A 20677-nucleotide genomic window follows, 5' to 3' on the forward strand; every position below is an offset into this window, starting at 1 on the left:
CCCTCATGCCTTCCACTAGCGCAACCGGACACCGCGCCGCGCTATCGCGCGCGGCAAACGGCCGCTCCAGCGAAGCGATCCCGCGCGGCGCACTTCAGCCGTTCATGGGGCTGCTGCGCTGGCTCGTCATCGCGGTTTTAACGGTGGCGGTGGCGCTGCCGCTCGGCTTCATCCTGTTGCAGAGCGTGCTGAACGCGCCGTTCTTCGACGCGAAGCGCAGCTTCGGCCTCACCGGTTTCGAATTCATTTTCAGCGACCCGGACTTCGGGTCCGCACTGAAAAACTCGTTTGTCATTGCCGCCGGAATGCTCTTCATCTCGATTCCGCTCGGCGGCATTCTCGCGTTCCTGATGGTGCGCACCGACCTGCCCGGCCGCCGCTGGCTCGAACCGCTGCTGCTCACGCCGGTGTTCGTCTCGCCGATGGTGCTCGCCTTCGGCTACGTCGTCGCGGCCGGTCCGGTCGGCTTCTATTCGGTCTGGTGGATGGAGCTGTTCGGCACCGCGCAAGTGCCGTGGACCGTCTACTCGGTGTTCGCCATCACGGTGATCGTCGGCCTCACGCATGTGCCGCACGTGTACCTGTATTCGTCGGCGGCGCTGCGCAATCTCAGCTCCGACGTCGAGGAAGCGGCGCGTGTCGCCGGCGCGCGGCCGTTTCGCGTGGCGCTCGACGTCAGCCTGCCGATGACGCTGCCCGCGCTGCTGTTCGCCGGGGTGCTGGTGTTCTTCCTCGGCTTCGAAGTGTTCGGCCTGCCGCTCGTGCTCGGCGATCCGGAAGGGCACCTCGTGCTGGCCACGTATCTCTACAAGCTCACCAACAAGCTCGGCGTGCCTTCGTATCACCTGATGGCCGCGGTCGCGATGTGCATCGTCGCGATCACCTTCCCGCTCGTGCTGCTGCAACGGCGGCTCCTGAAGAGCGCGAACCGCTTCGTCACGGTGAAGGGCAAGGCGGGACGTCAGACCGTGCTGCCGCTCGGCGCGTGGCGCTGGGTTGCGCTCGCGATCGTCGCGCTGTGGCTGCTGCTGACGGTCTTCGTGCCGATCTCCGGCATCACGTTGCGCGCGTTCGTCACCCACTGGGGGCAAGGCGCGCCTCTCGCCGAAGTGCTCACGCTAGCCAACTTCACCGAACTGTTCGAGCAGGACAACCTGGTGCGCGCGATTCTGAACACGCTCGGCATCGGCGTGATCGGTGGGGCGCTGGCGGTGGGCTTCTATTCGCTCGTTGCGTTTGCCGGTCATCGCCGCAACGACTGGGCCACGCGTCTGCTCGATTACCTCGTGCTGCTGCCGCGCGCGGTGCCGGGGTTGCTCGCCGGTCTCGCGTTCCTGTGGATCTTTCTCTTCGTGCCGGGACTGAAGGAACTGAAGAACTCCATGTGGAGCATCTGGATCGCGTACACGGTCGTGTGGCTCGCGTACGGCATGCGTCTGATTCAGAGCGCGCTGCTGCAGGTCGGCCCCGAACTCGAAGAAGCGGGACGCAGCGTCGGCGGCACACGCGCACGCGTGAGTCTCGACGTGACGCTGCCGCTCGTGCGCTTCGGCTTGCTCGCGGCGTGGCTGCTGATCTTCATGATCTTCGAGCGCGAGTACTCGACCGGCGTCTATCTGCTCTCGCCCGGCACCGAAGTGATCGGCGCGCTGCTGGTGTCGCTGTGGGCGACCGGCGCGGTCGATCAGGTCGCGGCGCTTTCTGTCATCAACATCGCGATGGTCGGCGCCGGACTCGGCGTCGCGCTGCGCTTCGGAGTGAAATTGCATGGATAAGCTCAAGGTCGACAACCTCTTTCTCAGCTACGGCGACAACCCGATACTCAAAGGCGTGTCGTTCGAACTGAATCCGGGCGAAGTGGTGTGCCTGCTGGGCGCGTCGGGCAGCGGCAAGACCACGCTGCTGCGCGCGGTGGCCGGTCTCGAACAACCGTCGGCGGGGCGCATCGAACTGGACGGCAAGGCGTTTTTCGACGGCGCCACGCGTGTCGATCTGCCGGTCGAGCAGCGCTCGCTCGGACTCGTGTTCCAGTCGTATGCGCTGTGGCCGCATCGCACGGTGGCCGAGAACGTCGGCTATGGATTGAAGCTGCGGCGCGTCTCAACCGTCGAGCAGAAAAAGCGCGTGCAAGCCGCGCTCGATCAGCTCGGCCTCGGCCACCTTGCCGCGCGTTATCCGTATCAGCTCTCCGGCGGCCAGCAGCAGCGTGTTGCGATTGCGCGGGCGCTCGTCTACAACCCGCCGGTCATTCTGCTCGACGAACCGCTCTCCAATCTCGACGCCAAGCTGCGCGAAGAGGCACGCGCGTGGCTGCGCGAGCTGATCGTGTCATTGGGCCTCTCGGCGTTGTGCGTGACGCACGACCAGACCGAAGCGATGGCGATGTCCGACCGCATCCTGTTGCTGCGCAACGGCCGCATCGAACAGGAAGGCACGCCTGCCGATCTGTATGGCGCGCCGCGCTCGCTTTATACCGCCGAATTCATGGGCAGCAACAACCGCATCGACGCGCGCGTGGCCGCCGTCGACGGCGAACGCGTGACGCTGGCTGGCGACGGCTGGCAACTCCAGGCGCAAGCGCGCGAAGCGCTCACGGCCGGTCAACACGCGCATGCCGTGATTCGTCTCGAACGCGTGCAGGTCGCCGACGGTCCCGGCGCGAACCGGCTCGAAGCCGAACTCGTCACGTCGATGTACCTGGGCGATCGCTGGGAATACCTGTTCCATTGCGGCGAGTTGCGGCTGCGCGCCTTCGGGCACGTGCCGCGCGCAGCCGGCCGGCACTGGATCGAATTCCCCGCCAACGATTGCTGGGCCTTCGCTCAGGCGAGTTGACAGCGACAGCGCCCTTACAGGCAAAAAAGACCAATTATGGGAGACGGGTCATGAAATCGAACATGAAGAAGGCGACTTTGAGCTTCACCTGCGCCGGACTTTCCGGACTTGCAGCCGGCGTGCAGGCGCAATCGAGCGTGACCATGTACGGCATTATGGATGCGGGGGTCGAGTACGTGAACCATGCGAGCGGCGCGGGCGGCGAAGGCAGCGCTGTCCGTCTGGTGTCCGGCGGCAGGAACACCTCGCGCTGGGGTTTGCGGGGCGTCGAAGATCTCGGTGGCGGCATGAAGGCGGTGTTTCAACTGGAAAGCGGCATCAACATCGCCAACGGACAGTTCGACGACGGACCCGACTCGATCTTCGCCCGCCGCGCCTTTATCGGTCTGAAAAGCCGCTACGGGCAACTCACGCTCGGCCGCAATTTCACGACCACCTTCGACTACATGCTGCCGTTCGATCCGATGGGTTATGCGCCGAACTACTCGTGGGGCGTCTCCTCGACAGCAGCAGCCGGCCGGCGCGATCTGATCTTCGTGCGTTCGGCCAACGCCGTGCGTTACGACGGCACGTACTCCGGCTTGAAGTTCGGCGCGCTGTACGGCTTCGGCAATGTGCCCGGAAACATGAAGACAAGCTCGAAGTACAACGTCGGTCTCGGCTACGAGCGGGGTCCGTTCGCCGCGGTCGCGACATTCGACCGGCAAAATGGCGCGAGCGACAGCGTCATACCCGCCGACATCACCGATTACATCCAGGGCATTCATGCGGGGGTGAGCTATGACTTCGGCGCTGTGAAGGCGATGGCGGGCTATCGCACCTATCAGCGCACGTTCCGCACCCAACAGCAAACGCAGCGCAGCAGCACGTACTGGATCGGTGCTCAATACGAGGTGACACCCGTCGTGACGCTGTCCGGCGCGGTCTACTATCAGGACGTCAAGAATAGCGACGGCGGCGATCCGACGCTGTTCTCGGTGCGCGGGCAGTATGCCCTGTCGAAACACACCGTGCTGTATCTGTCGGGCGCCTATGCGATGACCGGGCACGGAAAGCTGGTCAGCGTGTCGCGTGACCTGGCAGGCGCGTCGGATACGCAGGTGGGTGTCACCGTGGGTGTTCAGCAGCGGTTCTGAGGTTTTTTGGTCGCCGGAATTTGAACCGCGCTAATGTCCCGCGCGCGCCGTGTATGGTCGGCAAGCTGTCGGCTACGTTAATGATGCAACACGCCTGACGCCACTTTCGGACATCTGCCTTCTGCAAAGCGGAATTTTCCTCAATCAGATACGGCTAACGTGATGCTACGTTTGATCTGTTCACCGCACACGCAGCGACCGTTCGCTTGGCAAGAGCGAAAGCAAACGACGGAGATCAATTCCATGTGGTCGAGTAAAACGCTTTGTGCGCTCTTCTACGCATTGGCAAGCGGCGCCGCGGTGGCGGCGCCGGTCGCTTGTCCGATTAGCGTGCTCGATTCCGGCGTGCGGCATGTCCTGAACAACGCGGCTTTGTACGATGGTCCGCCGGACCAGATGACGAGTCTTGTACCCGTACGCGCTGGCCGCGTGGCTCGCTGGGACATCGACCAGATCGACCCCTATCTCGTCTGCAAATACAAAAGCACCGCAAAGACCATCACGCTTCACGCGAAAAACGTGAGTGTGTGTGCAGCAGGCATGACGCCGTTCAGGGCGCATTGCAAATAAAAAGCACGAGGCGCGTGCGCCATGCATCGGCCGCGCGTCTCGTGCTTCATGCCCTGGCGATCACGTCAGCCGCGCGACCTCCGCGCGGCGAGCATCGCCGCTCAGAAATTGAAGTTGTCGATATTGCTGGAGTCGAACGTGGTCGGCGGTCCGAGAATGATTTCGCCTTGCGGCCCGATGGTGCGTTTGCCGAGCTTGCCGGCGTCGAACGACTCGCCTTCCTTGCCGCTGATCGTGCCCGACGCCAACGCCGCCGCGGCATACGCGGCCAGGTAACCGAGTTGACCCGGATCCCACAACTGGAACGCCTTCACGGTGCCGTTCTTCACGAACGCGCGCATCTGGTTCGGTGTGCCGAGACCGGTCACCGCCACCTTGCCTTTGCTCGACGAAGTCGAGATATAACGCGCGGCAGCCGCAATACCCACCGTGGTCGGCGCGACGATCGCCTTCAGATTCGGGTACGCCTGCAACAGGCCCTGCGTTTCCGTGAACGACTTCTGATCGTCGTCGTTACCGTAGGCGATCTTCACGAGTTTGATCTTCGAATACTCGGGCTTTTTCAGTTCCTCCTGCATCCACTTGATCCAGGTGTTCTGATTGGTTGCGTTGGGCGTGGCCGACAGCACCGCGAACTCGCCCTCGCCGCCCATCAGTTTGGACACCAGTTGCACCTGACCACGGCCGATGCCTTCCGCGTTCGCCTGGTTGACGAACAGTTGACGGCCCTCGGGCGCCGTGTCCGAGTCGAACGTCACCACCTTGATGCCTTGCGACATCGCCTTCTTGAGATACGGCACGACTGCATTGGCGTCGTTGGCGGCGATCACGATCGCGTCCTGCCGCTGCGTGATCAGCGTGTTGATGTATTGAACCTGCGACGATGCGCCCGCGTCCGACGGTCCCACCGCTTTGCCCACACCCTTGAACTCCTTGATCGCGGTCATGCCGCCGTCGTCGGCGATCACTTCGTAGGGATTGTTGATCTGCTTGGGCACGAATGCAATTTTCAGCCCGCTTTTCAGGTCCGCGGCGGATGCGGCGCAACTGATCGCGAGCAACGCGACGCACAGCGCCGCGGTGCCGGTGTGACGTAGAGGTTTGAACATAGAGTGTCTCCTGCCTTGTTGTTGGACGTGGTGTTGTCCGGGTTATCGGTTGTTGGACTTTCTGTTCGAGAGACGCGGGCCTTGTAAAAACACTAGAGAGAAGAAGCGGACTTCGCGATGAAACGCCGGTCGCGCGCCGCGCGCCAGCGCGCCACCAGATTCGGTATCAGCACCGACGCCAGCAACAGCACGCCCGTGACGATGGTGAGCGTTTCGCTGGACACGTCGTCGAGCGTGAGCGCATTTTTCAGCACGCCGATAATCAGCAGCGACAGCAGCACGCCGATCATCGAACCGCGTCCGCCGAAAATGCTCACGCCGCCGAACAGCACCGCCGCGATCACCGACAATTCGAAACCTTCGCCGTTGTCGCCACGCGCGCTGGTGAAGCGCAGCGTATAGACGACGCCCGCCAGCGCGCTCATCGCGCCGGACAGCACGAAGAGACGCAAGCGGATCTTCGCTACTTCGATACCGGAGAATGCCGCGGCGGTCGGATTCGCGCCGATCGCGTAGAGACTGCGGCCGAACGCCGTGGATTGCAGCAGCACGGTGAACACAATCGCACCGACTATCACGATGACAAACGGCAATGGAATAAAACTCCCGCCCAGCGTGTCCATGCCGAACGCCGTATAAGCAGGCGGAAAATCCGCGACGGCCTGGTCGCCGAGCAATACATAGGCGAGTCCGCGAAACAGCGCCAACGTACCGATCGTGACCGCGAGCGAAGGCAGATTGAGCTTGACGATCACGAGGCCGTTCAGCAAGCCGGCCAACGCGCCGGCAACCAGCACCAGCACGATCACGAGCGGCATCGGCAAGCCCATATGCCACAGCACGCCCATCAGCGCACTGGATGCGCCGAGCACCGACGCCACCGACAGATCGATTTCCGCGGCGACGATGATCAGCGTCATCGGCAGCGCCATCAACGCGATTTCGGTCAGATCGGCCAATACGTTGCTCAGATTCGCGCCGGTCAGAAACACCGGCGACAGCAAGCGTCCAAGCGCCAGCGAGAGAATCAGCACGATCACCAGCAGCACTTCCCATTGCAGCGGCGTTTCGCGTTTGCGCGTGAGCAGCGCGGAATCGGGTTTAGCCATGATCGCGTTTCCTCATCATGCGTTTGGCGACGGAGCGGGCCAGCAAGGTATCCGCGGTAATCGCGGCGACGATCAGCGCGCCTTCGATAGCCTGTTCCCAGAACGGCGACACGTGCAGCACCACCAGCGCGATGCTGATCACGCCGAGCACGAGTGCGCCGAGCGTGGCGCCGAGTATCGTGCCGACACCACCGGTGATCGCCACGCTGCCCACCACGGCGGCAGCTACGACCTGCAACTCGATGCCCTTCGCGGTGCTCGCATCCACGGTGCCGAAGCGGGCCAGCCACAACGCGCCGGCAAAACCGGCAATCGCACCGGACAACAGGAAACCCGCCATCACGCGACGTTCGACGTTCACGCCGGCCAGACGCGCCGCCTCCGGATTCGAGCCGATCGCGTAGTGTTCGCGGCCGCCGCGAAACTGCTTGAGATAGACGGCGAGACCGATCAGCACGACGACCGCGATCAGCGCAAGTGTCGGGATGCCGAGCAAAGTGCCGGTGGCAAGACGCGAAAACGCATCGGGCAAACTGGTCGCGTTGATCTGTCCGCCATGCACCCACGCGTAGTCCGCGCCGCGAAAAATGTACAGCGTGGACAGCGTGGCAACGAGTGATGGAACGCGCCCTACGCCCACAAGCAGCGCGTTGATGGTGCCCGCCACAAGACCGATAGCGAGCCCCGCCGCCAACGCGACGATCACCGGCATATGCGGAAACGCGACATACAGACTGCCGACCGCATACGCGCTGATGCCGACCGTCGAGCCGACGGAGAGATCGATGTGGCGCATCAGGATCACCACCGTCATGCCGGCCGTCAGCAAGCTGATAATCGACACATTCAGCAGCACGTCGCGCAGATTCTGCAGGTTCAGGAACTGCGGCTTGGCGAGCCCGGTGCCCACGATCAGCAGAACCAGCACAACGAAGAGCGTCGTCTCGCGGCTCTTCGCGATGCTCGCCGCGAAACCGCCCGGCGAACTCGCCGCGCGCTTCGGGACCGGCGCCTGCACCGGCGCGGCATGAGTGGAAGAGTGGCGCATCATGCGGCGTGCCCCAGCGGTGGCATGGGTTGGCCGAGCGCGGCGCCCATGATGCGTTCTTCGTCGGCGTCGGCGCGCGCTATATCCGCGCTGATACGCCCCTCGTGCATCACCAGCACGCGGTCGGCCATGCCGAGCACTTCCGGCAATTCGCTCGAAATCATCAGCACCGCCATGCCGTCGCGCACCAGTTCGGCGAGCGCGCTATACACCTCGGCCTTCGCGCCGACATCGATACCGCGCGTAGGTTCGTCGATGATCAATACTTTCGGTCCGGTGGCCAGCCATTTGCCGAGCACGACCTTCTGCTGATTCCCGCCCGACAACGTGCCGACCGGCGCGTTGGGATCTCCCGCCTTCAGACGCAAGCGCGTGCCCCATTGATTGGCGAGTTGCGTCTCGCTGCGCGCGGAGATGAGCCCGTGTTTGACGAGCCGGCCGAGCACCGTCATCGACGCATTGCGCGCAATGCTCAATTCCAGTGCGAGCCCCTGCTGCCTACGATCCTCCGGCACCAGTGCGAGCCCGGCGCGCACGGCGGCAGCGGGCCGCCCCGCGGTGAGACGTTTGCCGGCGATCCAGATTTCGCCCGAGTCGAGCGGATCGATGCCGAAGATCGCTCGCGCGACTTCACTACGCCCCGCGCCGACCAGTCCGGCTAGCGCGACGATCTCGCCCGCGCGGACGTCGAAGGAAATGTCCTTGAAGACACCGACGCGCGTGAGGCCGCGCACCGACAGACGCACTTCGCCAGGCGGCCGTTCGGCCTTGGGATAGAACGTCTCCAGATCCCGGCCGACCATTTTGGCAACGATCGCTTCCGTGTTGAGATCAGTGGTCAAACCATCGAATACTTTCGCGCCGTCGCGCATGATCGTGACGCGTTGTGTCAGCGCGAATACTTCGTCAAGCCGGTGCGTGATGAACAGGATCGCCACATCACGCTCGCGCAGTTTGCGCACGATGGTGAAGAGCCGCTCCACTTCCGGCAGCGATAGCGCTGCGGTCGGTTCGTCCATGATCAGCACGTTCGCGTTTAGCGACAATGCCTTGGCAATTTCGATCACCTGCTGATCGGCAATCGACAAACCGCGCACCAGTTGATCGGCCCGCAGATCGACACCGAGCGACGCCAGCAAGCCGTCCACCTCGCGGCGCATCGCGTCGTACTGAATCCGGCCGATGCGGTCCACAGGCTGCCGTCCCATGAAGATGTTCTCCGCGATCGACAGATCGAAGAACAGCGTCGGTTCCTGATAGATGACCGCGAGCCCGGCGTCGCGTGCCTCGGCGGGCGTCGCGAAGCGGCGCGCCTCGCCGTCCACCACCAGTTCGCCGGTGTCCGGCTGATGCACGCCCGCCAGAATCTTCACGACCGTCGATTTGCCGGCGCCGTTTTCGCCTAGCAAGGCATGCACTTCGCCGGGCCAGAGCGCGAGATCGCCGTCGGATAGCGCGCGAACCCGTCCGAATGATTTACTCGCATGCCGTAATTCGAGCCTCGGCACAGCGGATGTGGGTTGCTGCACTGCGTGTCTCCTTCTTTCTAGATGCGGTAGCAACGTTCCGCGTTGCGGCAAAACAATGCTTCTTTTTCGGCGACGCTCGCGACCTCAACGATCGACGCATACGCATGCCACAAATCCGCGTAAGAACCGAACAGCCGGTCGACCGGAAAGTTCGAGGCGAACATCGCTCGCTCGACGCCGAACGTATCGATCGTTTCGAGCACGTAAGGGCGCAGGCTTTCCACAGTCCACCGATGATCGAACATCGCGAGTCCGCTGATTTTTACGGCGATATTCGGGCAGTCCGCGAGCAAACGCATGCCTTCGCGCCACGCGCGATAGCCGGCCACGCTGCCGCGGTCGACGAACATGCCCGCGTGATTGATCACGAACTGCGTGTCGCCATGCGCGCGCGCAAGCGCTGCCGCCTCTTCCATCTGTGACGGATACAGTTGCAGATCGAACGACATGCCGTAACGGCGCAACAACGCAAAATGCTCGCGCCACTGCCGCTCGCGCATGAGATGACGGCCGACATAATCAAACAGCTTGTTCTCGTGCACGTTCAGAATCTGCCGTACTCCACGCGTGTTGGCGAACGACGCATGCGCTTCGAGCACGGCCGGCGCATTCGGCGCGGACAGATCCACCGCGGCGACGATCGCGTTCGGCATACCGCACGATTCCTTGCGATCAGCAATCGCCTGCAGCCAGCGCGTTTCTTCGACCGGAGCGGCGGGATCGTGATTCGCTTCCACGTGCACGAGTTTCAGCACGTCGATATCGCCCGCTTCGCCCAACAGATCGTCGAGCAGGTAGTCGTGTTTCAGATCGCGCGCGTCGCCAACGAACGACACGCCCGGGTTTTCCAGCCACGGATAGCGATGCGTTTTCAGATCCCACAAGTGAATATGCGAATCGACCACCTGCATGCGACATCCTCCGTCGGGTGAAAATCGTTTCGAGGTTTGAGGTCCAGTCGGATCGGATCAGCTCAATTCAACTCAGCGAGTTCAAATGGAAGACCGGTTCGAGCGGCTGCTGTACAGGCGTGTGATCTGGGCCCGTGTGCATGATGTCGGCCATGTAGTCCCACCATTTGCGCATTACATCGAGTTGCGGCAATTCGTCCATGGTGTGATGGCTGTTGCGCGTGAGGATGGCGAACAGATGATTCGAATCGGGATCGAAGAAAATCCGGTAGTCGCGCACGCCGGCGTTGTGCAACGCGTCAACCAGCTCAGGCCAGATTTGCGCATGACGTCGTTCGTATTCCTCGCGCATGCCGGGGTTGAGCACCATCCGGAAAGCGATTGTCTCCATTGCGGCCTGTCTCCCGTCGTATCCGGGCGCTTTTCCAGCGAAACGTGGAAGCGTCTGATACGACTATAATTCCTGCGTCGATAGCATCTCAATCCGAAGTTGGGATTGGGCGATCCACAAACCGAATCGCACCCGACCCATGAGCCAACATTCAGCCACCGTCGCACTCGTCAATCGGCTCAAGTTCAAGCACCTCGCGCTGCTCGTCGCGCTCGACGACGCGCGCAATCTCCATCAGGCCGCCGAGGCCGTCAACGTGGCCCAGCCGAGCGCGAGCCGCATGCTCGGCGATATCGAAGAAGCGTTCGGCTTCCTGCTGTTCGAGCGCAACGCGCGCGGCATGACGCCCACGCCGCTCGGCGTGGTCACGCTGGCTTACGCAAGGCGTGCGCTCGCCGAGCTGACCCGTTTCGCCGAAGACCTCGACGTGAAACGCCGCGGCGGTCACGGGCAATTGACGGTCGGCGCGATTATGGGCGCCGCGCCCGATCTGCTGGCCATGGCGGTCGCCGCGCTGAAGACCGAGAGCCCGCTGCTGAACGTGCGCATTCTCGGCGAAACCAGCGACCAGGTCGTGCAATTGCTGCATCGCCGCGAAGTCGACCTGGCGCTCGGGCGACTGACAAGTCCGCTGCAACACAACGATTTTAGTTTCGAGCCGCTCGCGCGCGAGACCTTGTTGCTGGTGGTGCGCTCGGTGCATCCGCTCGCGCAGCGCGCGCGCCTTGGCTTGCGTGAACTGATCGACTGGCCGTGGGTGGCCCAACCCGTCACCAGTCCGGCGCGCGTGCTGTTCGAAGAGGAACTCGCGCGTGCGGGACTCGCCACGCCGGTGAATCTGACCGAATGCGCGTCGATCTTCGCCACGCTGCAATTGCTCGAGAATTACGATGCGGTGGCGATGCTGCCCGAGTCGGTGGTACGCGATCATTTGCGTGGCAAACTGCTGGTCGCATTGCCGCTCGAAATCGGCAAGTCTCTCTCCGGTTTCGGTATTCTCACGCGCAAGGAAGAACCGCTCGCCGAACCGGCGTTGCGTTTCATCGACCTGTTGCGCGGTTTCTCGCGCAAGCTCAAGCGCGACGACACCACCGCGGCCGCCGCCGACTCCGTGATCGTGTCTTCGGCTTCGGCTTCGCTGAATTGACATCCGCATCGGCGCGTTACTGCAAGTTGACGAAGAGACCACCGTCCACCAGCAACGCCGCGCCCGTCACATAGCGCGCGCGGTCGGAAGCGAGGAACGTCACGCAATCGGCGACATCTTCCGGGCGGCCCAGTCTGCCGAGCGGAATACGCTTTTCGAAGTAGGCTTTTTTCGCTTCGTCGGCGAGGTCTTGCGCATTCAGGTCGGTGGCGATGGTGCCCGGCATCACCGAGTTGCAGCGAATGCCATACGGTCCCAACGCCACCGCGCAGGATTGCATCAGCGAATGCACGCCGGCCTTGGTCGGCGTGTAATGCGTTTGCATGCCACCGCCCACTAGCGCGCTGATCGAACTCGTCGCCACGATCGCGCCGCCTGTGCCCTGCAATTTCATCTGTTGCGCGGCGGCTTGCGTGACGTAGAACGCGCCGTTCAGATTGACCGCCACCGTCGACTCCAGCACTTCCGGCGGCATGTCGAGAAACGCGTGGAACGGACAAATACCGGCGTTGCTGGCGAGCACGTCGACTTTGCCAAAAGCTTCGACCGTATGGCGCACCAACTGCTGACCGGTTTCGCGCGCGGCGACGTTGCCCTCGATCGCAATCACGCGCCGCCCGAGCGCCTCGATTTCGGCGACCACTTCCGCGACCGCGGAGCGGCGTCCATACGATACGTCGTTATCGCCCCAGTAGTTGATCGCCACGTCCGCGCCTTCGGCGGCGCACGCAACCGCTATCGCGCGGCCAATGCCACGCGAGCCGCCGGTGACGATCACGACCTTGTCCTTGAGCAGCACGTCATTCTCCTTTTATGTCTCTACCTTGCGACGAATTGCGCGCAATCACCGTGGATAAGGCCGCACCAACGCGCATTCCGGATTCAGCCTCACGCCGAAACCCGGCGTGTCCGGCACCTTCATGCGTCCATTCACCGGTACTGGTTCGTCGAGCAGCAGCGGTGTGAACATCGGCACGACTTCGTCGGCCTTGGGCGCCATCATCAGAAACTCGGCGAACGGCGAGTTGTGCCGGGTGACCACGAAGTGATAGCTATACACCGATGAACCGTGCGGCACCACCATCACATTGTGCGCATCGGCGAGCGCGGAGATCTTGATCAATTCGGTAATGCCGCCGCACCAGCCGACATCCGGTTGAATCAGATCGCAGCATTGCATTTCGAGCAGCATGCGAAAGCCCCAGCGCGTCGCTTCGTGTTCACCGGTCGACACCATCATGCCGCGTGGCACGTTGCGGCGCAGTTCGGCGTAACCCCAGTAGTCGTCGGGCGGCAGGCATTCTTCGATCCATTTCAGGCCGTATTCGTGCGCGGCTTGCGCAAGCCGCGTTGCGTACGGCACGTCGAGGCTCATCCAGCAGTCGTACATCAGCCAGAAGTCGTCGCCGACGCGGCTGCGCATGTCCGCGAGTTTCTCCAGATTCTGCTTGAGGCCTGCTTCGCCTTCGGCCGGACCATGCTGCAACGGCAGCTTGCCGCCGATGAAACCCATCTCCTTCGCCAGATCGGGCCGCGCACCGGTCGCATAGAACACGAGTTCGTCGCGCACCGGACCTCCCAATAGCTGGTACACCGGCTCCTTGCGCACTTTCGCGAGCAGATCCCACAACGCGAGATCGACGCCCGAGATCGTATTCAGCACCACGCCTTTGCGACCGTAGTACAAAGTCGAGAAATACATCTGATCCCACATCTTCTCGATGTCGGTCACGAGTTGGCCTTCGAGAAACCGCGCGAGATGTTTCTCGACGATGAACGCGCCGATCTCGCCGCCCGTCGTTACCGCAAAACCGACGGTGCCGTCGCTCGCTTCGATCTCCACCACCAGCGTACCCAGCACATTGATACCGAACGACTGGCGGCTCTGGCGATACTCCGGATAACGCGCCATCGGTGTTGAGATGTGATCGTCGATCCAGTGTCCGCCGGGTTGGTCGTGATAATCCGCACCGCCTCCGCGGACGATGAAGGCACGCACGTGCCGGATGGTAGGCATGGCCATGAATGGGGCTCCGTTATGAGTGCGTCGAGCGAGCGCCTAGCGGGCGCGATGCAGTAAGGTTTCGAAAGTTGTGCGCGACTGGGCCGGATCGCGGCGCAAGAGCGTGCCTATCAGCAGCGCGGCGAGCAGACTCGACACGCCCAGCACGACCAGTCCCGCCGAGGTCGACGCAAACGCGTGTTCCGCCGCGGTGCGCAGGCTCGGCGCAATGAAGCCGCCGAGTCCGCCGAGCGAATTGATCAATGCAATGCCGCCCGCCGCGGCGGCGCCTGTGAGATAACGCGTGGGGAAGGTCCAGAAGAGCGGCTGCGCGGCAATGAAACCGCTTGCCGCGCAACACAGCGCCAGCAAGCCGAACAGCGGGCTATGCACAAGTCCCGACACGCCAATGCCAAGTCCGGCGACGATCAGCAACACCACCGCCCAACGCCGATGCTCACCCGTGCGATCCGCACGGCGCGGCACATACCAGGTCACGGCCAACGCGCACAGCCACGGCAACGCGGCGACGAGTCCCACGCGCAAGCCGACCGTCGTGCCCAGGAATGCCGCCACCTGTTGGGGCAGATAAAAGATCACGCCGTACACGCTCATCTGGATCAGCAGATAGATTGCCGACAGCAGCAACACGCGACGGTCCACCAGCGCTGCGAGAATGCGATGCGGACCGTGCGCGGACGCGAGCAGCGCGTCTTCGTCGAGAGCCGCGCGCAAGCTGGCGCGCTCTTGCGGTTCGAGCCAACGCGCGTCTTCGGGACGATTGTCTAGATACCAGAAGGCCCACACGCCCACCGCCGAAGCCAGCGCGCCCTCCACCAGAAAGAGCCATTGCCAGCCGGTCAGGCCGAGTGCACCGTGCAATTCGAGCAGCGAGCCTGACAATGGGCTGCCGAAAATAAACGCCAGCGGCGCGCCGAAATAAAACACGCCCACCGCGCGCGCTCGGGCCGATTGCGGAAACCAGTGCGTGAGGTAATAGATCACGCCGGGAAAGAAACCCGCCTCGGCGACGCCGAGCAGAAACCGCAGCGTATAGAAAGCCGTGGGCGTATGAGCGAGGCACATCGCTGCCGACACGAGCCCCCATGTCACCATGATCCGGCACATCCATACACGCGCGCCGACCCGATGCAGCAGCAGATTGCTCGGGACTTCGAACAATGCATAGCCGATGAAGAACACGCCCGCACCGAACGCAAACGCCGCATTCGACAGACCGGTATCGTGCTGCAAGGCCTTCTGCGCGAAACCGATATTGGCGCGATCGAGAAACGCCAGCACGTACATCAGCAGCAGAAACGGCAGCAGCCGTCGCATGACCTTGCTGTTGATGGCCTCGAGTGAAACGGGCGCATGCGCTTCCATGTCGTCTCCTTCGCAGAGCGCGCCCGCTCGGCGGCTCCGCGTTTTTCTTATCTTGTGGACCGCTGCCGAACTCAGGCGCGCTTCATACCACAGCGCCTCAGTATGTTGCGCGGCCGCCGGACAGATCGAATACCGAGCCGGTGCTGAACGCGCAGTCCTCCGACGAGAGCCACAGAATCAGCGACGCCGCTTCTTCGGGCATCAGAAAGCGGTTCATCGGAATCTTCGAGAGCATGTAGTCGATGTGCTGTTGCGACATCGAGTCGAAGATTTCGGTTTTGGCCGCGGCGGGCGTGACGGCATTGACGAGAATGTTCTTCGTTGCCAGTTCTTTGCCGAGCGATTTGGTCAGGCCGATAAGGCCTGCCTTGGAGGCGCTGTAGTGCGAGGCGTTCGGGTTGCCTTCCTTGCCGGCCACCGACGCGATATTGACGATCCTGCCATAGCCCTGCTTGAGCATTTGCGGCACGACCGCGCGGCAAGTGAGATACGGGCCGATCAGGTTGACGTCGATCACGCGGCGCCAGACGTCGGGTTCCAGTTCCCACGTGGTGCCGTTGCCGCCGGTGATGCCGGCGCAGTTGATCAGCACGTCGATCGCGCCGTGATCAGCGACTGTTTGCGCCACGGCCTGCGCGACGGCGGCTTCCTGCGTGAGTTCGACGCAGACCGCGGTGACTTTGCCCAGTTCGCTGAGCTCACGCTGGCTGCGCGCGAGGCGTTCGGCGTCCACGTCCCATAGCGCGACCGACGAGCCCGAGTTCAGCGCCCGTTGCGCCACCGCGTAGCCGATGCCACGCGCGCCGCCGGTAATGGCGACGACGCGCCCCTCCAGATCGATTCGATTCATCGCTGTGCTCCTGTGGCAGGCCTGAACGGCGCGCCATCGTGTTGTTGTATGCCGGCTGGTTGTGTGTCAGTGCCGCGGGTGGGCCTGCGCTGACGGTTCAGCCAATATACGAGCGGTGCGATTCGCCAACAATTCGAGTATTGGAGGGGGCGATAACAAAAGTGGATCGAATGGGCAAGCCAGAAGAAGACTGGCACCGATGTCATCAGCTCCTGGCAACGCGCTCGTTTCGCCTCGCCCCTGTCGCACGTGCTCGATCGAGATAGACGCGAATGCCTCACCTGCAAAGCCATGTTGGTGCAGCGCATTCGTGCTCCAACCCCTCAGAGGCATCCTATCCAACCCCGTTAAGTTTTATTTTTTTGCACTTGCACAATCGCTCCATCGCGTCCGATACTGGCTTGGCCCACTTTCTCTGCTGCGGGTGCATCAGTCTTCGCCCGTCCCACGCGGGCTCTTTTGAACGATGGATGCGAACGTCAGGAGGCGCCATGGAAGTCTGCGATGGATGCTCCGATATCGACCGCCTGCCGGTCGATGTGCAACGGCAGGAAAACCTCACGCTAATCGGTGTCGCGGAGTGCAATGGCACGCTCGTGCTGGAGCATTATCGCTGCGACAAATGCCGGGCCGTGCTCGCAAGACAATTCACGGGCGACGCCGGCGAACGGATCTGGAGCGTCATCGAAACGGCTCATTGAGCCGCAGTCGGTCCGGCCATCCGTCGACGTCAGTGCATTTCACGGTGAACGCCTACAATCAGCAAGGCATGACGCGGCACACCCACGCCGCGATGCTTCCCTGTTGATTCCGGAGGAACCATGAGTCGAACCGAGACTGCATTGATTGTCGGCGCGGGCAAGGGCTTGAGCGCCTCGCTCGCGCGCCTGTTCGCGGCGGAGGGCATGCAGGTCGCGCTCGCCGCCCGCGACACCAGCAAGCTCACGGAACTCGTCAACGAGACGGGCGCCCTGCCCGTAGCTTGCGACGCCAGTCAACCGGACCAGGTTACCGCCCTCTTCGAGCGCGTGGAGAAAGCATTCGGCGCTCCCGATCTCGTGGTCTACAACGCGAGCGGCCGCTATCGCGCGCCGCTCGAAGCCATCGAACCGCAGAAGCTCGAAGACGCCTTCAAAATCACCGCCATCGGCGGCTTTCTCGTCGCCCAGGCCGCGGCAGTGCGCATGTTGGCGCGCGGCCATGGCACTGTCCTGCTGACAGGGGCAACGGCCAGCGTCAAAGGGCTGCCCGGCTCAACCCCGTTCGCCATGGGCAAATTCGCGTTACGGGGCATGGCCCAATGCATGGCGCGCGAGTTGGCGCCGAAGAATATTCACGTTGCGCATTTCGTGATCGACGGCGGTATTGCCAGCAGCGCGCGAGGCTCGGAAGACGGCGACGCCGACGACAAATGGCTGGACCCCGACGCGATTGCCAGGGAGTACCTCCACATTCATCGTCAACACCGCAGCGCATGGACGTGGGAAGTCGAACTCCGCCCATGGGTCGAGCGGTTCTAGGCGGCGGTTGTCGTCCGACCTACCGAACGAGGAATCCGTAGGCGAGCGGATCCCGCTCGTCGATGATCCAGGTCGCGAAGCCGCAGACAAAAGCATTGCCTTCGACTTCCGGAACGACGGCCTTGAAATCGCCCACGGTCGTTTCGCTCAGGACACGCCCTTTGAACACGGTGCCGATAATGGACTCGTTCACCAAGGTGTCGTCCTTGCCCAGTTTTCCACGCAAATAGAGCTGCGCGACGCGGCCGCCCGTTCCGGAGCCGGTCGGCGAACGGTCCACCTCGCGGTCGGCGAACACACAGCAGTTGGCTTGCGTCGACCCAGCGTGCCGCGGCGCATTCGCGATGATGGTGCCGTAGATGTGGTTGATCTCGGGAATGTAGGGATGCTCGACAGGAAACGCCTGATTGGCCGCCTGCTTCACCTCGGCGCCGAAGCGGATGAGTTCTTCCACCGACGACTCCCGCACCGCGAGACCATGCGGCTCGCCGTCGGTGTAAAAATAGAACGCGCCGCCGAACGCTATATCGCCCGTCACCGAACCGAACGACGGTGTCTCGACGGTCACGTCCCGCTTCCAGATAAACGACGGCACATTGACGAAGCGAACGTTGCCGGCGTGCTCGCCATCCCACTCCACGAATGCTTCGATGAACCCGCACGGCGCGTCGATACCGATGCGCGTTTCGGGTATCTCACGCTGAACCCAACCCAGTTCGACCGCCGCCGTCGAGAGCGCGATAACACCGTGGCCGCAATGGTCGCTATACCCCTCGTTGTGAAGGAAGATGATGCCGAAGTCGGCATTGGGGCTGACCGGTTCCGTCAGATACCCGCCGTACATATCGGCATGTCCACGCGGTTCGAACATCAGCGCACGGCGGATATCGTCGGCGTTTTCCTTCAGCCATGCGCGTCGTTTGACGATCGTGTCGCCGGGCAGACGCGGCAAGCCGCTGGTGACAATGCGGAATGCCTCGCCGCCGGTGTGAACTTCAACGGTCTGGATGGTGCGTGAAATTTTCATGTCTGCTTCGTGAAGTGGATGGGCCAACTGCCGTTACTGGCCGTAGGGCGTCGGCAAACCGTTCTTGATGACGTACACGGTGGTCGGCGCGCCCTTCAGGTCGCCGTACTCGTCGAACGAATAGGTGCCGGCGACGCCCTTATAGTTTTCCTTGGCGAGCTGCGCGGTCAGCTTGGCCTTGTCCGTTGTCGTGCCCGCTTTCACCATGGCGTCGGCCAGCAACTTGACGCCGTCGTAGTAACTCACGGCGTAGACCTGCGTATCGATGTTGTAGGCCGCCTTGTACTTTTGCAGGAACTCGCGGCCGGCTGCTGTCTTCTCCAGCGCAATGCCGCCCTGCGCGCAATAGACGATCGAGGCCGCCTCGCCCGCCACCTTGCCCATGTCGGCCGAGCAGATGCCGTCGCCGCCGAGCAGCTTCGCCCTGAGTCCGCGCTGACGCATCTGTTTGGCCATCGGCGCGCCCTGCGCCGCATAGCCGCCGAAGAAAATCACGTCGGGATTCTTGGCCTTGATGGTCGTCAGAATGCTGAGGAAATCCGTCGCCGACGAGTTGGTGAACTCCTGCTCGACAATCTGGATGCCGTTCGCCTTGGCGACCTTCACGAACTGCTCGGCGACACCCTGACCATACGCCGTGCGGTCGTCGATAACGGCGGCCGTTTTGGCCTTCAAGGTCTTCGCGGCGAACTGGCCCATCGTGCCGCCGAGTTGCTCGTCGCTCGCGCCGATCCGGAAGATGTTCTTGAAGCCCTGCCTCGTTAGCGCGGGGTTCGATGCGACCGGCAGCATCGGGACATTGCCGGTGTTGTAGACGCGCGATGCCGGAATCGCCACGCCCGAGTTATACGGTCCGACCACGGCGACCACGCCGCTGTCGACCAGTTTCTGCGCGACTTGCACCCCGATTTTCGGGTCCGCCTGGTCGTCTTCCGAGTCCAGTTTGAAGGTGACCTTCTGACCCGCGACGGTGACGCCCGACTTGTTCAGCTCGTCGATGGCGAGCCGTGCGCCGTTCTCGTTGTCCTTGCCGTTCGGCGCCTGCGGACCGGTGAGCGGCGCCGAATGACCGATGGTGACTACGACCTGGGCACTCGCGGACAGGGTGAAACCAGCGGCCATCAATGCGGCCGCAGTCATTGCAAGACGTCGCATACCGAACTCCGATTGGACTAGGGAGCAATCACCATATGCTCAATTTGGTTCCAGTTCAATCGAGCGGTACGCCAGGCTGTGGCGTCGGCAAACGGTACGCTGCGTCGCATGTGGACATGCGCGCTCGGCAATCATCAAAGCCGCAGCAGTTCGTTTTTCATCCACTCGTGGACCGCGTGACTCAATTCCTGCTGCGTCATGTCTTGCGGAGACAGCGGCGGCCCGACCACCACGCGAATATGTCCGCGGCCGTCCGGCCAGCCTTTGGTCGGCCAGACCTTGCCCGCGTTCAGGACCACGGGCACGGCCGGCACGCCGGTCGCGCACGCCAGCCGCACGCCGCCGGACGTCATGCGCAACGGCGCGTCGTGCGCGACCCGGGTGCCCTCCGGGAAAATGACGACGACATCGCCCTTGGCCAGCCGCTCCGCGCTTTCCTTCGTCACAGCCTGGTGAGCCTGTCGAGCGGAGCCGCGGTTCAGGCTGACCATATCGAGGCCACGCAACACCCAGCCGAAAAACGGAATGCGCAGCAGTTCCTCCTTGAACACGAAACTCACGCGACGCGGAAAAAGTGCGAGAAACGCGAGGGTTTCCCACGTCGACTCATGACGTGACAGGATAATCGCCGGACCGTCCGGAAGGTTGTCGAGCCCGTCTATCGAACATGAAACGCCGGGTATCCAACGCATGACGAAAACCAGTGCGCGACACCATTGCCTCGCGAGCCAGTATCGCCCCGCACGTCCGACAAACGGGAACAGGAGCAGGATGATGATCGAATACAGCGTGCCGCTACCGAAGAGGTAGACGATAAAAAGCCATTTGGTGAAAGTTGAGCGCATCGGGGCCTGAATCGGAGGGGAAGCAGCGGAAGATTTTCATGGTAACGCGTTGAGGCTGCGACGTGAGCGATACGTTCGGTCGCGTGCGGAAGCGACGCGGCCGGCGC

20 protein-coding genes are annotated in these 20677 nt (G+C 62.8%); 7 read left to right on the forward strand and 13 right to left on the reverse strand.

What is annotated here, in order from left to right:
- The first annotated feature begins 5 nt into the window (after positions 1–5).
- From BPHYT_RS28180 to BPHYT_RS28195, 4 genes are all read left to right on the forward strand, one after another.
- On the forward strand, positions 6–1775 hold the full coding sequence (locus BPHYT_RS28180) for an ABC transporter permease (protein ID WP_012427531.1): 1770 nt from the start codon (positions 6–8) through the stop codon (positions 1773–1775).
- On the forward strand, positions 1768–2835 hold the full coding sequence (locus tag BPHYT_RS28185; protein ID WP_012427532.1) for an ABC transporter ATP-binding protein: 1068 nt from the start codon (positions 1768–1770) through the stop codon (positions 2833–2835). The genes BPHYT_RS28180 and BPHYT_RS28185 overlap by 8 nt, the downstream gene beginning before the upstream one ends.
- Positions 2836–2885: 50 nt before the next feature.
- Positions 2886–3971, forward strand: a complete 1086-nt coding sequence (locus tag BPHYT_RS28190) for a porin (RefSeq protein ID WP_012427533.1) — start codon at positions 2886–2888, stop codon at positions 3969–3971.
- Between the two features lie 243 nt (positions 3972–4214).
- The gene (locus tag BPHYT_RS28195; protein ID WP_012427534.1) at positions 4215–4541 is read left to right on the forward strand and encodes an STY0301 family protein; all 327 of its coding nucleotides are present in this window, start codon (positions 4215–4217) and stop codon (positions 4539–4541) included.
- Between the two features lie 101 nt (positions 4542–4642).
- Here the strand turns inward: BPHYT_RS28195 and rhaS are convergent, their stop codons facing one another.
- The 6 genes from rhaS to rhaM all read right to left on the reverse strand — a co-directional run bounded on the left by rhaS (position 4643) and on the right by rhaM (position 10638).
- Positions 4643–5650, reverse strand: a complete 1008-nt coding sequence (gene rhaS / locus BPHYT_RS28200; protein WP_012427535.1) for a rhamnose ABC transporter substrate-binding protein — start codon at positions 5648–5650, stop codon at positions 4643–4645.
- A 92-nt stretch (positions 5651–5742) separates the two neighbouring features.
- Complete coding sequence (locus BPHYT_RS28205; protein ID WP_012427536.1) at positions 5743–6759, reverse strand: ABC transporter permease; 1017 nt, start codon at positions 6757–6759, stop codon at positions 5743–5745.
- Entirely contained in the window at positions 6752–7810 is a 1059-nt protein-coding gene (locus BPHYT_RS28210; protein ID WP_012427537.1) for an ABC transporter permease, read from the reverse strand. Before BPHYT_RS28210 ends, BPHYT_RS28205 begins: the two co-directional genes overlap by 8 nt.
- Positions 7807–9336 (reverse strand): sugar ABC transporter ATP-binding protein, encoded by a 1530-nt coding sequence (locus tag BPHYT_RS28215; protein WP_012427538.1) that lies wholly within the window; start codon positions 9334–9336, stop codon positions 7807–7809. Before BPHYT_RS28215 ends, BPHYT_RS28210 begins: the two co-directional genes overlap by 4 nt.
- Before the next feature lie 17 nt (positions 9337–9353).
- On the reverse strand, positions 9354–10247 hold the full coding sequence (locus BPHYT_RS28220) for an amidohydrolase family protein (RefSeq protein WP_012427539.1): 894 nt from the start codon (positions 10245–10247) through the stop codon (positions 9354–9356).
- A gap of 67 nt (positions 10248–10314) precedes the next feature.
- Positions 10315–10638, reverse strand: coding sequence for an L-rhamnose mutarotase (rhaM, locus tag BPHYT_RS28225; RefSeq protein WP_012427540.1), 324 nt, complete (start codon positions 10636–10638; stop codon positions 10315–10317).
- A gap of 139 nt (positions 10639–10777) precedes the next feature.
- On the opposite strand from rhaM, the gene BPHYT_RS28230 reads away from it, so the two are divergent.
- Positions 10778–11785: a LysR family transcriptional regulator gene (locus BPHYT_RS28230; protein WP_012427541.1), complete on the forward strand. Its 1008-nt coding sequence runs from the start codon at positions 10778–10780 to the stop codon at positions 11783–11785.
- A gap of 16 nt (positions 11786–11801) precedes the next feature.
- Here the strand turns inward: BPHYT_RS28230 and BPHYT_RS28235 are convergent, their stop codons facing one another.
- The 4 genes from BPHYT_RS28235 to BPHYT_RS28250 form a co-directional block, all read right to left on the reverse strand.
- A complete protein-coding gene (locus BPHYT_RS28235; protein WP_012427542.1) occupies positions 11802–12584 on the reverse strand; it encodes an SDR family NAD(P)-dependent oxidoreductase in 783 nt (260 codons plus the stop codon).
- A gap of 45 nt (positions 12585–12629) precedes the next feature.
- Complete coding sequence (gene rhmD, locus BPHYT_RS28240; protein WP_012427543.1) at positions 12630–13808, reverse strand: L-rhamnonate dehydratase; 1179 nt, start codon at positions 13806–13808, stop codon at positions 12630–12632.
- Positions 13809–13844: 36 nt separating this feature from the next.
- Positions 13845–15173, reverse strand: a complete 1329-nt coding sequence (locus tag BPHYT_RS28245) for an MFS transporter (RefSeq protein ID WP_012427544.1) — start codon at positions 15171–15173, stop codon at positions 13845–13847.
- Between the two features lie 97 nt (positions 15174–15270).
- Positions 15271–16023: an SDR family NAD(P)-dependent oxidoreductase gene (locus BPHYT_RS28250; RefSeq protein ID WP_012427545.1), complete on the reverse strand. Its 753-nt coding sequence runs from the start codon at positions 16021–16023 to the stop codon at positions 15271–15273.
- A 491-nt stretch (positions 16024–16514) separates the two neighbouring features.
- Here BPHYT_RS28250 and BPHYT_RS28255 point away from each other — a divergent pair, with 491 nt between their 5' ends.
- Both BPHYT_RS28255 and BPHYT_RS28260 read left to right on the forward strand, forming a co-directional pair.
- A complete protein-coding gene (locus BPHYT_RS28255) occupies positions 16515–16724 on the forward strand; it encodes a hypothetical protein (RefSeq protein WP_012427546.1) in 210 nt (69 codons plus the stop codon).
- Between the two features lie 120 nt (positions 16725–16844).
- The gene (locus BPHYT_RS28260; RefSeq protein ID WP_012427547.1) at positions 16845–17543 is read left to right on the forward strand and encodes an SDR family NAD(P)-dependent oxidoreductase; all 699 of its coding nucleotides are present in this window, start codon (positions 16845–16847) and stop codon (positions 17541–17543) included.
- Between the two features lie 19 nt (positions 17544–17562).
- On the opposite strand, the gene lhpH is transcribed toward BPHYT_RS28260, so the two are convergent.
- The 3 genes from lhpH to BPHYT_RS28275 form a co-directional block, all read right to left on the reverse strand.
- Complete coding sequence (lhpH, locus tag BPHYT_RS28265) at positions 17563–18570, reverse strand: trans-3-hydroxy-L-proline dehydratase (protein ID WP_012427548.1); 1008 nt, start codon at positions 18568–18570, stop codon at positions 17563–17565.
- Positions 18571–18603: 33 nt separating this feature from the next.
- A complete protein-coding gene (locus BPHYT_RS28270) occupies positions 18604–19725 on the reverse strand; it encodes a branched-chain amino acid ABC transporter substrate-binding protein (protein WP_012427549.1) in 1122 nt (373 codons plus the stop codon).
- 134 nt (positions 19726–19859) lie between these two features.
- Complete coding sequence (locus BPHYT_RS28275) at positions 19860–20570, reverse strand: lysophospholipid acyltransferase family protein (protein ID WP_012427550.1); 711 nt, start codon at positions 20568–20570, stop codon at positions 19860–19862.
- Between the last annotated feature and the right edge of the window lie 107 nt (positions 20571–20677).

The sequence above is a fragment of the Paraburkholderia phytofirmans PsJN genome, assembly GCF_000020125.1.
Lineage (GTDB): Bacteria > Pseudomonadota > Gammaproteobacteria > Burkholderiales > Burkholderiaceae > Paraburkholderia > Paraburkholderia phytofirmans.

Excerpts from the sequence above, each read along its gene's own strand:
- BPHYT_RS28180 (WP_012427531.1), top strand. The coding sequence starts at position 6 with ATGCCTTCCACTAGCGCAACCGGACACCGCGCCGCGCTATCGCGCGCG.
- BPHYT_RS28185 (WP_012427532.1), top strand. The coding sequence starts at position 1,768 with ATGGATAAGCTCAAGGTCGACAACCTCTTTCTCAGCTACGGCGACAAC.
- BPHYT_RS28190 (WP_012427533.1), top strand. The coding sequence starts at position 2,886 with ATGAAATCGAACATGAAGAAGGCGACTTTGAGCTTCACCTGCGCCGGA.
- BPHYT_RS28195 (WP_012427534.1), top strand. The coding sequence starts at position 4,215 with ATGTGGTCGAGTAAAACGCTTTGTGCGCTCTTCTACGCATTGGCAAGC.
- rhaS (WP_012427535.1), bottom strand. The coding sequence starts at position 5,650 with ATGTTCAAACCTCTACGTCACACCGGCACCGCGGCGCTGTGCGTCGCG.
- BPHYT_RS28205 (WP_012427536.1), bottom strand. The coding sequence starts at position 6,759 with ATGGCTAAACCCGATTCCGCGCTGCTCACGCGCAAACGCGAAACGCCG.
- BPHYT_RS28210 (WP_012427537.1), bottom strand. The coding sequence starts at position 7,810 with ATGATGCGCCACTCTTCCACTCATGCCGCGCCGGTGCAGGCGCCGGTC.
- BPHYT_RS28220 (WP_012427539.1), bottom strand. The coding sequence starts at position 10,247 with ATGCAGGTGGTCGATTCGCATATTCACTTGTGGGATCTGAAAACGCAT.
- rhaM (WP_012427540.1), bottom strand. The coding sequence starts at position 10,638 with ATGGAGACAATCGCTTTCCGGATGGTGCTCAACCCCGGCATGCGCGAG.
- BPHYT_RS28230 (WP_012427541.1), top strand. The coding sequence starts at position 10,778 with ATGAGCCAACATTCAGCCACCGTCGCACTCGTCAATCGGCTCAAGTTC.
- rhmD (WP_012427543.1), bottom strand. The coding sequence starts at position 13,808 with ATGGCCATGCCTACCATCCGGCACGTGCGTGCCTTCATCGTCCGCGGA.
- BPHYT_RS28245 (WP_012427544.1), bottom strand. The coding sequence starts at position 15,173 with ATGGAAGCGCATGCGCCCGTTTCACTCGAGGCCATCAACAGCAAGGTC.
- BPHYT_RS28250 (WP_012427545.1), bottom strand. The coding sequence starts at position 16,023 with ATGAATCGAATCGATCTGGAGGGGCGCGTCGTCGCCATTACCGGCGGC.
- BPHYT_RS28255 (WP_012427546.1), top strand. The coding sequence starts at position 16,515 with ATGGAAGTCTGCGATGGATGCTCCGATATCGACCGCCTGCCGGTCGAT.
- BPHYT_RS28260 (WP_012427547.1), top strand. The coding sequence starts at position 16,845 with ATGAGTCGAACCGAGACTGCATTGATTGTCGGCGCGGGCAAGGGCTTG.
- lhpH (WP_012427548.1), bottom strand. The coding sequence starts at position 18,570 with ATGAAAATTTCACGCACCATCCAGACCGTTGAAGTTCACACCGGCGGC.
- BPHYT_RS28270 (WP_012427549.1), bottom strand. The coding sequence starts at position 19,725 with ATGCGACGTCTTGCAATGACTGCGGCCGCATTGATGGCCGCTGGTTTC.
- BPHYT_RS28275 (WP_012427550.1), bottom strand. The coding sequence starts at position 20,570 with ATGCGCTCAACTTTCACCAAATGGCTTTTTATCGTCTACCTCTTCGGT.